The organism is Enterococcus sp. JM9B, from assembly GCF_009933265.1.
GTDB classification, from domain to species: Bacteria; Bacillota; Bacilli; order Lactobacillales; family Enterococcaceae; genus Enterococcus_C; species Enterococcus_C songbeiensis.
Map to the genome: position 1 here is coordinate 67,536 of NZ_MAEK01000016.1, position 12,469 is coordinate 80,004.

Annotated in this window: 11 protein-coding genes and 1 pseudogene; 6 read left to right on the forward strand and 6 right to left on the reverse strand. The window is 38.0% G+C overall.

Annotated elements, in window-relative coordinates; all coding sequences use genetic code 11:
* The first annotated feature begins 42 nt into the window (after positions 1–42).
* From BAU16_RS13670 to BAU16_RS05400, 5 genes and pseudogenes are all read left to right on the forward strand, one after another.
* Complete coding sequence (locus BAU16_RS13670) at positions 43–456, forward strand: hypothetical protein (RefSeq protein WP_237579213.1); 414 nt, start codon at positions 43–45, stop codon at positions 454–456.
* Positions 457–471: 15 nt separating this feature from the next.
* Positions 472–840: pseudogene (locus BAU16_RS13735) on the forward strand (family 20 glycosylhydrolase); the annotation flags it as partial.
* An 84-nt stretch (positions 841–924) separates the two neighbouring features.
* Positions 925–1,911, forward strand: coding sequence for a hypothetical protein (locus BAU16_RS05390; RefSeq protein ID WP_337248005.1), 987 nt, complete (start codon positions 925–927; stop codon positions 1,909–1,911).
* An 11-nt stretch (positions 1,912–1,922) separates the two neighbouring features.
* On the forward strand, positions 1,923–2,417 hold the full coding sequence (locus BAU16_RS05395; RefSeq protein ID WP_053082149.1) for a hypothetical protein: 495 nt from the start codon (positions 1,923–1,925) through the stop codon (positions 2,415–2,417).
* An 11-nt stretch (positions 2,418–2,428) separates the two neighbouring features.
* Entirely contained in the window at positions 2,429–3,751 is a 1,323-nt protein-coding gene (locus BAU16_RS05400; protein WP_048603633.1) for an alpha-L-fucosidase, read from the forward strand.
* Between the two features lie 70 nt (positions 3,752–3,821).
* Here the strand turns inward: BAU16_RS05400 and BAU16_RS05405 are convergent, their stop codons facing one another.
* Positions 3,822–6,083 carry a helix-turn-helix domain-containing protein gene (locus tag BAU16_RS05405; RefSeq protein WP_161526656.1) on the reverse strand — a complete coding sequence of 754 codons (2,262 nt, stop codon included), beginning with the start codon at positions 6,081–6,083 and terminating at the stop codon, positions 3,822–3,824.
* 318 nt (positions 6,084–6,401) lie between these two features.
* Here BAU16_RS05405 and BAU16_RS05410 point away from each other — a divergent pair, with 318 nt between their 5' ends.
* Positions 6,402–7,778, forward strand: a complete 1,377-nt coding sequence (locus BAU16_RS05410; protein WP_161526661.1) for an MDR family MFS transporter — start codon at positions 6,402–6,404, stop codon at positions 7,776–7,778.
* A gap of 47 nt (positions 7,779–7,825) precedes the next feature.
* Here BAU16_RS05410 and BAU16_RS05415 read toward each other — a convergent pair whose 3' ends face one another.
* The 5 genes from BAU16_RS05415 to BAU16_RS05435 all read right to left on the reverse strand — a co-directional run bounded on the left by BAU16_RS05415 (position 7,826) and on the right by BAU16_RS05435 (position 12,085).
* Positions 7,826–8,245 carry an SRPBCC domain-containing protein gene (locus BAU16_RS05415; RefSeq protein ID WP_161526657.1) on the reverse strand — a complete coding sequence of 140 codons (420 nt, stop codon included), beginning with the start codon at positions 8,243–8,245 and terminating at the stop codon, positions 7,826–7,828.
* A gap of 74 nt (positions 8,246–8,319) precedes the next feature.
* The gene (locus BAU16_RS05420) at positions 8,320–9,183 is read right to left on the reverse strand and encodes a site-specific integrase (RefSeq protein WP_161526658.1); all 864 of its coding nucleotides are present in this window, start codon (positions 9,181–9,183) and stop codon (positions 8,320–8,322) included.
* Positions 9,184–9,317: 134 nt separating this feature from the next.
* Entirely contained in the window at positions 9,318–10,175 is an 858-nt protein-coding gene (locus tag BAU16_RS05425) for a formylglycine-generating enzyme family protein (protein ID WP_161526659.1), read from the reverse strand.
* Between the two features lie 15 nt (positions 10,176–10,190).
* Complete coding sequence (locus BAU16_RS05430; protein WP_048603629.1) at positions 10,191–10,973, reverse strand: sulfite exporter TauE/SafE family protein; 783 nt, start codon at positions 10,971–10,973, stop codon at positions 10,191–10,193.
* Complete coding sequence (locus BAU16_RS05435) at positions 10,970–12,085, reverse strand: radical SAM/SPASM domain-containing protein (RefSeq protein WP_161526660.1); 1,116 nt, start codon at positions 12,083–12,085, stop codon at positions 10,970–10,972. The genes BAU16_RS05430 and BAU16_RS05435 overlap by 4 nt, the downstream gene beginning before the upstream one ends.
* Between the last annotated feature and the right edge of the window lie 384 nt (positions 12,086–12,469).

Consider the following 12,469-nt stretch of genomic DNA (forward strand, 5'->3'; position numbering starts at 1 on the left):
ATACTAAGGTGTGAAAGCGATTACTAGAAAGGAAGGATTCCCTTGGATATTCAATTAACTACCCATGAAAATTTAGATTCATTTTTACAAATCATTTTACCGGAGCTAGGACTAGCTCCCAGTAAAACTGGGAAAAAACTGGAGTTGATTCAACACTTTAATTTATTAAAAATTGAAAATTCTAGCCAGAAAACAACGATCTATTATCAGGAAAAAGCTCATCTTTTTCGTGGGCTTACCCTATGGTTAGCGCGGAATGAAGAAGAATTCACCTATGAAGAAATACCTAACTTTGAAAAAATTGGCCCCATGTTAGATTTATCGCGAAATGCGGTAATGACTGTGCCTAGGCTCAAACGTTTCATTACTCTTTGTAGTAAGATGGGCTTAAATACGGTAATGATGTACATGGAAGACACTTATGAGATTCCAGAATATCCCTATTTTGGCCATTAACGAGGTCGCTATAGTCAAGAAGAATTAAAGGAATTAGACAGCTATGCAGATCAGCTAGGTATTGAATTAGTACCTGCAATTCAAACGCTTGCCCATTTGACGAATCCGTTGAAATGGGGTTTTGCAAACGGTATGAGAGATACTTCTGATATTTTATTAGTTGACGAAGAAAAAACTTATCTTTTTTTACAGGCAGCAATCAAATCCATCGCTGAATGTTTCAAAACAAAAAAAATCCATATCGGTATGGATGAAGCGCATGATTTAGGAAAAGGACATTACCTTGCAAAACATGGGCTAGAAGATTCATTTTCAATCATGACGAAGCATTTACAAAAAGTAACTGCAATTTGCGAAAACTATCAATTAAAGCCGATGATGTGGAGTGATATGTTTTTTAGAATTGGCTCCAATTCAGGTGATTACTATGACAAAAATATTTCCTTTCCAAAATCATTAATTGATAATATGCCCGCTATCGATATGGTTTGCTGGGATTATTATCACCACGAAGAAGAAGAATATACCACTATTTTCTCCAATCATAAAAAGTTAGAACGCCCGCTGATCTTTGCTGGAGGTGTCTGGACTTGGAATGGCTTAGCTCCTAATTATGGAAAATCCTTTGCCACTACTAAAGCAGGTTTGGCAGCCGCCAAGAAAGCGCAGATTAAGGAAGTCTATGCCACACTATGGGGTGATGACGGTGCAGAAACACCTCTGATTGCCAGCCTGCTGGGGCTACAGCAATTTAGTGAAGAACAATTTAAAGAAAATCCCTCTGAAACCTTGATTGCAGAAAGGTTTCAACTGTTCCATCATCTAAATGCTGAAGATTTTTGGCTACTAAATGATTTTGACCAAACAGAAGGTGTTGCCGAAAACAACCCTCACGGTTCCAATAGCAGCAAGCTATTATTATATCAGGATGTTCTCTTTGGCTTATACGAAAAAAATCTATCGAACCTTCACTTAAAAAAACATTTTGAGAAATTAGCAACAGACTTATTGACTGTCCGACTCACTTCTGAGACACAGGAAATGTTTGCTTTTTATCAACAATTGGCACGAGTATTATTTATCAAAGCAGATATAGAAACAGAACTCCTTCAAGCTTACCAAGAAGATAATCATGAAAAGCTCAAACACCTGCTTTCTCAACTGGAATCTTTACAAAAAGAAATCAAAAAGTTACAGATTTTTCATCGCAATCTATGGTTTTATTGGAACAAACCCTTTGGCTATGAAGTGATTGATTTACGTTATGGTGGTCTAATCAGCCGGATTGAAACTGCTCGCTGGCGCTTACAGAATTATCTGGATGGTCGACTTGAAAAGTTAACGGAATTAGAGGAGCCCAGACTCCTCTTTGACTCACCATTTGAAACACAAGGAAGTGTCGGACGGAATCTGTTTCATGGAATATATAGTGCCAGTAAAATTTCTGACGTGTGAGGGGAAGCAAAATGAAGGCACATAAAATAAATAAAAGGATTACTTTCCTGCTGTTTTGCGTTCTATTGATTTTACTAGTTGGCTGTAAGGCTACTAACAGCACTGAGGGTACGGACAAAAATACCACACCGGAAGTAACCGGAAATATCAAAAATCAGGAGATTGCAGAACGTTGCCTACAAGTGCTAACAGACAATCTGGCAGCTGCTACAACTGAAAATATTGATAATTATCTAAAAACCATTAGTGAAGATTCTCGTTCGGCTACAAAAAAAGAGATGACCGCCTTTTTTTCAAAATATGATTTGCGCCATCGACTATTATCCTTTGAAATAGTCAAACAGGAGAAAAAATCGCTACTGGTTGAAGCACGTCAAGAGACAATCAATGAAGGAAAAGAAAAATATCGCGACCATGTCACTCAAGCTTTCCATACCTTTGTTTTAGAAGATGGGCAATGGCGCATCAAAGAAACAACCATGATGGATACACAATTTTTAGATTAGAGGAGAAAAAAATGCAAAAATTTGAAAACTGGCCTGATTTTTATCCTGACCCAAGCTGGTTCATTCATGATCGTTTTGGTTTGTTTATCCATTTCGGTCTGTTCAGCGTCGGAGCACGACACGAATGGTTTATGACTACCGAACAAATCAGTCCTGAAATTTACTACGAAAAATACTTTAAAAATTTTAATCCAGACTTATTTGATGCAGATAGCTGGGCACAAGAAGCAAAAAAATGTGGGATTCAATATATGGTTTTCACCACAAAACATCACGAGGGGTTTGCTTTATGGGATAGTCAATTCACTGACTATAAAGTAACCAATACTGAATTTGGTCGTGATTTATTGGCCGAACTGTTGCCTGCTTTTCGTAACGTGGGAATAAAAATTGGCCTTTATCATTCCCTGATTGATTGGCATCACCCACACTTTACTTTAGATGGACTTCACCCATTGCGGAGCGATGCAGAAGCTCGCCGAACAAACGACTCACGGGACATGAGCATCTATCAAGATTATTTAGCCGGGCAAGTAACCGAATTATTAACAAATTATGGAAAAATTGACTATATCTGGTATGATTTCCCCTACAGTCACCGCGATTGGGGCTGGTCGAAAGGTAAAGGAGCGATTGATTGGGATAGCCAACGTTTAGAAGCACTATGTCTAAAACTGCAGCCTCATATTTTAATCAATGATCGCCTAGAATTAGGTCGTGGAATTACAACCCCCGAACAATTTCAGCCTGATAAACCTCTAGAAAAAAAGGGCCTGCCGGTTCTTTGGGAAGCCTGCCAAACTATGTATGGTACATGGGGCTATGATCGAGATAATCAGGAATGGAAATCTAGTGAAATGCTGCTTAAAATGTTAATTGATACAGTCGCTAAAGATGGCAACTTCTTGATGAATATCGGACCAAACCCACGAGGAGAACTAGATGAGCGGGCAATAACAAGGATGCAGGCAATAGGGAACTGGATGCGTCTGCACAAAAAAGCAGTTATTGGTTGTCGTCATAGTGATTATGAAGCCCCTGCTGATTGCCGCTATACACAAAATGGAAATAAATTATATTTGCACCTGTATTCTTATCCTTATCGAAATCTCCATCTGAAAAATTTAGCAGGAAAAGTATCGTTCATTCGATTGCTAAATGATGGCTCGGAAATCTTTTTCCGTGGATTTGATCCAGATGAAGTAATTACTTCTACAGAAGCAACTATCGCCCCTGAAGATATTGTAATCACTCTACCCGTTTTAAAACCGAATGTATTAGTTCCTGTCATCGAGATTACTTTAGTTGAGGAAATCGCTGATAAAAATAAGTAAACAAAATCATAAAACCGAATGGTGTAAGGATCGAAAAAGATACCCTACCATTCGGTTTTAACGATTACATCTAATTATTCTTGTAAAGCTGACCCTTTTCTTGATTGATGGTTCGATATTGTCCCGGTGTCACTCCAACAATCGTGCGAAATTTTCGCGTATAGTTAGAAACATCATAGTACCCACAATTTCGAATAATTTCTTTGATTGGTAAATCTGTTTCCACTAAAGATTTTTTGATTTTTTCTAGACGTAATTCTTGAATATACTTGGAGAAGGTCAGTCCACTTTCTTTTTTTACAAAACGACTTAAATAAGAAACTGATAAATTGAATTCTGTAGCAATCATTTCTAAAGATAACTGAGAAGACATAAAATTCTCTTCGATATATTCAAATAAATTTCGTTTTAGCTGCGATTCTTGATTTTGAGGCTTGTTTTGCACCATTTGACAAATTATTTTTGCCATATCTAGCAAGCTGGTTTCTAATTCTTGTAGAGTTGAAAAACCTGCACTTTCCTCTGCCATTTGTAAAAGTGGCTCTCCTACAATCTCACCGCCAGTTTTTGCCATAGTATTAAGGATATAAAAACCATACATTCTTCTGGCAGTGACTGACTTAGGTTTTTCCAATCCATGCTTGATTAGCCATTGAATAGTTTCAACAGCGATATCCAAATCCCCTTGGGTCAAACTTTGAATTAATTTTAACTTTTTGTTATCCGGATAACTGATTGTTGAGGAGTACTCTACAGAAGAGATTTCAGTGTAATAAACCAGTTTTTTATCATTTCTACTGTAATCAAGAGCTGCAAGTCCATCAATGTATGAAACATTAAATGCGGTTAATCTATGAACGATACTGCCAACTCCCATTGTCGGTAGGGTGACTAGTGAGCGCCTTAATAGTTTACTTATTTCCTGAACCACTTTCTTTTGTGTCATTTGCGGATCATAACTAATCAACAAAGCAATAACTTCTGAGGAAAGAATCTCTGTTGCATACGCAGTATACCCGTTTCCCTTTACATTTTCTAAATAATCCATCAAAGAAAAATCCTTAGACAAGGTATCACGGGCGGTTTTCTCATCAATGATCATCACAAAATAATTTTCTCCCGGTAAATTTACATGGACAGAATGTAAAAGTAATTTAAGGTCTTTCTCTGACTTAAAACGATCACTTAACAATTTTCTCAAGACTTGTTCCCGTGCATGTGGTGTTTGCAGACGGATTTCCTCATGTAATTCTTGCTGTTCATTCAAGAATTGTACAATTGACTCATGAACATCTCCCATCGAGTTGACGGAAGTCCCATTTTGGTTGTATGAGTCTACTAAACGTTTGATTTTTTGAACAGGACGATAAGAATATAATCCAATCAAACTAACGACCACAAGCCCAACTAATAAAATCCCAAGAAAAATCAAAATAAACCTAGTTTGAACCTGGTTAACGATAGCCAACGCCTTTGCAGGGTTAGTAACAGAAACAAATGTAAGCTGCAACCCCTCATTATGTAAAACCTGTGTTAGGTACTTTTGATTCTTGAACTGAAAATGGTCTTTTTTCATTAAATCTGCAATTTGCTTTGAGCTACTTAAATAATCCCTCAATTCATTATTACCAGTACTCGCTAATATTTGATTTTTTTCGTTGATTAAATAATTTGTACTTACACCGTCACTATTAGTCAAATCAAGCATCTGAATCAAACTAGATTCTTTGATTGAATAGATTGCTGAACCATAGACGGTCATATCGTCACTTTGTAATGGTACGATATAAAAAAATTTGGGATTATGTCGATCAAGCAAGCTTTTTTCTGCGGTCAAAAGAGTTGGAATTGCAGAGTCAAATTGTGTCACTAACTGTTTTTCACCCAACACATTGTTGGGAATCTCTTTTCTTAAAAAACCCTCTACAGATATTGTTCCGTTTGAGGAAAACAATTTAAAGGGGCTTTCTTTGTAGTGCAAATAGACTTCTTCAACTAGCTTGTTACTCATCATATTCTTTTTTAAGCTGGCCTGTCCTTCGCGGGAATAGTAAGGATGTTCAAACTTTTTTAAGGATAATTGACGGTCATAAGGCATTTGATGAGTAATATTATCTAATTGTAGAAAATTATTTTCCAGAGAATATTTTAATTGCAGCAGTTGATTTTTAGCAGTCAATGTTACTTGCTTGTTAATACTTTCCGTGGAAGTATCATACCAGATGAGCGAAACGACGAGGAAAGGAATTAAAAAAACTAAAAGATAAGAACCTACTGACCATGATACTCCTGAAAATATTTTTCTCCTGATTCTCCGATAGGGTATCCTCACTTTTCTTCCCTCCCCAAATAGTAAAAGTTCAAAAACCCATATGAACCGCTTACATTTTAACTCAACTTTACAAACATGGGAGAAATAATTAAAGATTTCTCATACTATTTTACTTTTTGACTAACTTTACACAAATCAAAGATATGATTCTTTTCTGCAAACTTTCAATTTATCTCTTGCATCAAAATACAACCTATGATACCCTTCTTTTAGATTAATAATCGTACAGATAACACGTTTTTGCGTGTCGAGAGAGAGGCGATTTCTATTTTCGGATAGAAATTGGCTCTTTTTTTGTGCGAAATAACTAAAGAGGTGATCTTTTTGCAGAAAAAAATTCATTTAACACCGGCTGTTTTGGCAACTGGTGTCATGTCCTTTGCGGGAGTTTTGATTGAAACCGCAATGAACGTTACCTTTCCTACTCTGATTGAGGAATTTTCATTGAGTACCTCCATCGTCCAGTGGATTACAACAATCTACCTGTTGATGATTTCAATCGTTGTTCCATTATCGACCTATCTTCATAGAAACTTTAGCATTCGTTCCTTGTTTCTTGTCTCCAACATGGCATTTCTTGCAGGATTGATTACAGACTTTCTTGCACCAAATTTTACAATTCTACTCCTAGGAAGATTGTTGCAAGGAATTGCCACCGGAATTGCATTACCCTTGATGTTTCATATCATCTTGACCTACGCCCCATTAAATCAGCGGGGCACCATGATGGGGCTTGGTACGCTGACTACATCGATTGCACCTGCCATTGGTCCGACTTATGGCGGAATCCTGACATCCAATCTTTCTTGGCACTATATTTTTATTTTCCTTGTTCCTGTCTTGCTTCTTTCCCTCATTCTCGGTCTATATGCGATTCCTGAAAACAAAGTAATTAAAACTGGCCGATTAGATCTTCTCAGCCTTCTAGGACTGATACTTTTATTTAGCGGCAGTTTGATTTTTCTAAGTCTTTTAGGCAAGCCAATCAGTTGGCTCGCTCTACTGATTGGTGCAAGCGGCGCACTAGTATTCTATCGACGGACGATAAAGCTGGAGCAACCCTTACTGAAATTAACTGTTTTTAAAAACAAAGCTTTTAGACTTTTTCTATTTAGCTTTTTAGTTTATCAATTTTTACTGCTAGGTATTTCCTTTGTATTGCCAAATTTTATTCAAATCGTTCAAGATCAAAGTGCATTTATAGCTGGTTTAGCTATGCTGCCGGGTGCTGCGATTGGTGCTATTCTTTCACCAATTTCAGGAAAAATTTTAGATCAGCTCGGACCAAAAAAACCAATTCTTATCGGATTAGTGTTAGCAACAATTGGTTGGTTTGCTCTGATGCTTCTTTTGGGAATCAGCCCATTGTGGGGATTGATTGCCGGACATGTTTTTTACATGATTGGTTTAGGATTGTCCTACAGTAATTTGATGACAACTGGAATGAACACACTTCCTTCTGAACTGCAAAATGACGGCAATGCGATTTTTAATACGTTGCAACAGTTTTCCGGAGCAGTCGCAACTTCTCTCGTTGCTGTAGTGATTAATTTCTTTCAAACCCACAGCTCCAAATCCTATCAAGCAGCAACTACTATCGGGTCTCAAGTAGCTCTCGGTATCTTGCTGATTTTACTTCTAATCAGCTTAGCCGGATGTTTTTACCAATTTTCTAAAAACAAAGCTTCCTCATGACAGATCACAAAATAAAAATGACGCCAGCTCTGGCGTCATTTTTTGATCTATTTTACTAAATTTGCTCGTAACGTGCTAATACCAAATTCAAGATAAGTTTTTAAACAAGTCAGCATGTAAATCCAGCCCTCTTTATTATCAACCAATTGATCAATAATATCTTCTGCCTGTTCATCAAATCCCTCTTCAATCGCTTCGACGATCGTCCCATTCCCCAGTCCTGTCAACCAAATCGTTACTTCATGACCTTCCCAATCTAACTTGATTTTTTGATTTGGAATCAATTCAATAACTGTCATTTCACCCTGATAGCTATACTCGTCATAAGTTAAACGAATTGTTTTTCCTTCTTCAAAAATAGCCGAACTTGAAGAAAACCAAAAATTTTTAATTTTAGCAGGATCAATAAACGCCTGATAAACATCCAGTGGCGAACAATCAATTTTTAGTTTCGTTATTGTATGCATAAAAAGACACTCCCTCCATTATGATTTTTTACTTTCCTAAGTTTACATAACATTATTATCGTTTTAAAAAGGCATCAGCCATTAACAATCAACTGTTTCTGCAGATTTTTTAAATAGGGATACGTAATATTCAACTTATCCAGCAAAACTGCATCAGAGAGTGCTTTATTTTCTTGAAGATAAGCTAATGTTGCCTCCCTGATTAGTTGGGTCGGCTTTACGGGAAACCCGATTTTTGCCTGCTCTCTAGATAAAATCTTATTTAGTGCCGTACGGGACAACAAAAATGGGGTATCTCCGTTTTTATTTTTTCGCATTGCTTCTTTAAAAAATAAATCCGAACTGGTGAATTGTTGTTGCTTTTCTTTTATATATTGAAAATAAGAATCTACAAACTTCTGTTCTTCTGGAGTAAAAAGAATCGTTTTTAATTGTAGGTAAAATCCCGATGTGGTCATTTGAGCAATGGTCACTCGTTTGGAAAGTAATAACAGAGCAAATCGAGTCTCCATACTCAAATGCTCCTTTTTCAAAATTCCAGGTAATTCTGACAACCATTGAAAAGTCACGGGCTGTGTGTCAACTGTCTCTTTCACTTTCTCCAATTTTAGACCCAACGTTGGTAGTTCGGTGATGTATCGCTGCTTCATCAAAAATTCAAAATAACTGCGCAGAACCGACAAATAGCGAACTCGCGTGTTGTAGGAAAATCCTCTTCCTCCATCTTCCCTTAAACGTACCAAATGGTTCAAATAAAGTCGGATCTCATGTTCGGTAACATTGTCGATAGTCTGCACATCCTGATAACCACTGCCCGCAGTTTCAATGAATGAAAAAAAATCGCGAACTACTTTTAGATATGTTTCTTGAGACAGCTCCGTTAGCACTTTTTGCTCTGCTAAATATGCCGCATACGCTTTTTCTTTATAAAAAGTCACCATGAAACCTCCAAAAAAATGCCTTTACTTTTTGACTATTGTACCATAATCACTGTGATTTAGAGGTATTCTGACTATCTTAACAACAAAAAAGATAGTTGGATTTTTTACAATACCAACTACCATTTTTCTTGTTATTGACTTTTCACACAGCGAAACCCTAGATTATTTGCTGCGGACGAACCCGTGTTGCCATTTCGAGCCGCAAGACGGTATCTTTTACAATAGGATTGATGGCATAGAAACGAACCGCCACGAGTGGCATAACTGGCATCATTTATCTCTTGGTTGCTTTCCCAAAAGTCTGTAGCTGACTTGTATTGAAAATCCGCCAAATCGATTCGTGCTGGGTTACTGCACCATTCCCACACATTTCCAATCACCTGATACATTCCGTAGCCATTGGGTTCATAACTTCTTACAGGTGCCGTTCCGGCAAACCCATCGGACAAATCATTGGTGATGGGAAAATCCCCTTGCCAAATATTGCAGTGGTACTGATTGTTTTCCATTAATTCCTTTCCCCAAGGATAACGTTCAGAATCTGTTCCGCCTTTTGCCGCAATCTCCCATTCGGCTTCTGTTGGCAATCGTTTGCCTGCCCACTGACAATACGCAACCGCATCGTTGCGGGAAATCTGAACGACCGGATGATCCATTCGTTCCTTGATTGAACTTCCTGGACCTTCCGGATGACGCCAATCGGCCCCGTCAACCGCATACCACCAGGTAAGCTGTGGAACTCGGCGACTTTTTTCTTTTACTTCATCCCTTAAAAAATAATGGAAAACAAACGACCAGCCAAAGGTTTCAGCTTCGGTTACATACTTCGTTGCCGCCACAAATTTTTCAAATTCTTGATTTGTCACGGTCGTTTCATCTATGAAAAAATCCCCAATCGTTACTGAAATTCGAGGTCCTTCTTTATCTGTTGAAAAACCGTCAGGTAAATCCGTTCCAATGGCGTAGGTTCCTCCTGGAATCTGAATCATCTTTATTCCTTCTTTCTAAAATAAATGTACTCCATTATAGATATTGATGAATAACACCAGCAAAATAACACCTTGAAATACCAGTGTCACTTTTTTCGGTGACAACAAGTTACTCATCTTTGCCCCAATCAAGCCCCCAAGAATCGCTGCGGGGACAATAAACGCCAACATCGTCAGATCATACCGGGCAAAACCCGTGGTACTGCCAATGGTGACGATTTTTGCCAACTGGGAAAAAAGAATCGTCCCAATTGAATAGACCGTAGCTTCCTTGATAGGCATGGCAAACAGTAACATCAATAAGGAGACATTGATTGGTCCCCCGCCAATGCCTAATAAACTGGCTAAAAAGCCTAGCGTCAGCCCACAAGCCAGATACCAGCCAAGGGATTGGAAATGGAAGTTCTTCCAGTCATATTTCGTATAAAAAAAAGCGAATAATAAGGTAAGGACGGTCAACCCAATTTGGATCAGTTGGACCATTTGATCCTTTTGAAAGAGTTCCAGAAGTCTTTCGAACGTTACATTGCCTAAGAATCCCCCTATAACAGCCCCCAACGAAATCCAGCCAATCACCCGTCCTTTGACTGCCACCCCATTTTTTATCTGCCGCCAAGTAGAGACGAGCGCCATCGTAAAAACGGCGACCGTTGAATAAAACGAAATCGCCGCTACAGAATGGGCGCCAATAAAATCAAGAATCGGTTTGATAATTACGCCCCCACCCATTCCTGAGACCGCACCGATGGAATTTGCCAAAATAATCACGATAAAATAAATCAGACCGGTTAAAATCATGCCACCCCTCCTTGGACAATACTCAAAATCTCTTCAATATGAGGAATAAATTCTTTCAACAAAGAGCGATAGCCACAAATCTGTGCCTGCTCGTCCACATACATGGCATCTTTCATGCGTTTACACCCGCCATGGCACATTGACAGAAACGGACAGGCTTGACAAAGAGTAGATAACGGCGGCTTGTCGCACACAAACTTTTGTGAAATCTCTTGTTCAAACAGCTCCCGCAATGTCTGGTCCTGAATATAACCCATGCGGTATTCATCCAATACATAAAAATCACAGGGATAGACGCTGCCATCGGCTTCAATGATATATTGCACTTGGCAATTACCCAGAATACCACACGCGGTTACTTGCCGATGAACCAATAAATTCACCAGATCGTCAAACAATTTGATACTGATGTACTGGCCGCGTCTTAATTCTGCCAGCCATAAGTGAAACAACTGATGGTAAAAACTGGCAAAGCGTTTCGGAGTCAGAGCATACGGGCTTTTTTCCGTGGCATCCAGATCATCCAGACAAGGAATGAACTGGACGTACTCATTCTTTTCTTTTTTAATAAATTGAAAGACTTTTTTGGCTTCCTTTGCCAAAGGGTTCGTTAAGACGCACAGGACATTGTAGTCAATCTGATAGTGATCAAACAAGTGCTTTGTGTGCAGTACCCGTTGAAAGGTCCCCCGCCCTTTTGTATCCACCCGATTCAAATCGTGGTACAGCGGATGACCGTCAATCGATAAGCCCACTAAGAAATTATTTTCTTTTAAGAAACGACACCAGCTTTCATTGATCAGAGTGCCATTTGTTTGGATTGCATAATGTACCTGAATCTGTTTTGTTTGTGCCTTTACCAAGGCTACAATTGCTTGGAAATAGGACAAACCGGCAAAGGTGGGTTCTCCCCCTTGAAAACCCAAGGTGAGCTGATCGCCATCGTCTAAATCAGCATAAATGTTTTCAATCATTTTTTCTGCGACTTCCGGTTTCATTTTGCCAAAAGAGCGCACTTCTCTAAGAGAGCTAACGTTAGCATAAAAGCAATACTTGCATCGTAAATTACACAAAGAAGAGGCGGGTTTGATCAGTACTGAAATGTGTTTCATGTTTTCCTTTCCAATTATCCATAATTTCATCAAAGAACTTTTTAAAGCTCTTAATTATTTAGTGGATTATTTTTCGTAGTCTTTTTCTTATTTTCCTAAAATATAAGCCATAAATGATGTGCTTGCAAACGGTTTAAGAAAAAACATTCCATTTAAAGTAAACTTTATATTACATAATGAAGTTTACACATAAATGGCACTATATATATATTCGGGTAAACCTTAAATATAAGGTTTACCCGAATAGCATAAAACGAATACCGTTTACTTTAATATAAATTAAGTAATTATATATTTAACAGTAGACTATAATATCAAAGTTATAGTATACTTTAAATAATAGAGTATACTTTATTATCAACAATAAAGTTATCTATGTATTAT

What these genes read in the sequence shown, in the direction of transcription:
- BAU16_RS05415 (WP_161526657.1), bottom strand. Translation starts at nt 8,245, where the DNA reads ATGCATACAATAACGAAACTAAAAATTGATTGTTCGCCACTGGATGTT.
- BAU16_RS05390 (WP_337248005.1), top strand. Translation starts at nt 925, where the DNA reads ATGCCCGCTATCGATATGGTTTGCTGGGATTATTATCACCACGAAGAA.
- BAU16_RS05425 (WP_161526659.1), bottom strand. Translation starts at nt 10,175, where the DNA reads ATGATTCAGATTCCAGGAGGAACCTACGCCATTGGAACGGATTTACCT.
- BAU16_RS05430 (WP_048603629.1), bottom strand. Translation starts at nt 10,973, where the DNA reads ATGATTTTAACCGGTCTGATTTATTTTATCGTGATTATTTTGGCAAAT.
- BAU16_RS05395 (WP_053082149.1), top strand. Translation starts at nt 1,923, where the DNA reads ATGAAGGCACATAAAATAAATAAAAGGATTACTTTCCTGCTGTTTTGC.
- BAU16_RS05435 (WP_161526660.1), bottom strand. Translation starts at nt 12,085, where the DNA reads ATGAAACACATTTCAGTACTGATCAAACCCGCCTCTTCTTTGTGTAAT.
- BAU16_RS05400 (WP_048603633.1), top strand. Translation starts at nt 2,429, where the DNA reads ATGCAAAAATTTGAAAACTGGCCTGATTTTTATCCTGACCCAAGCTGG.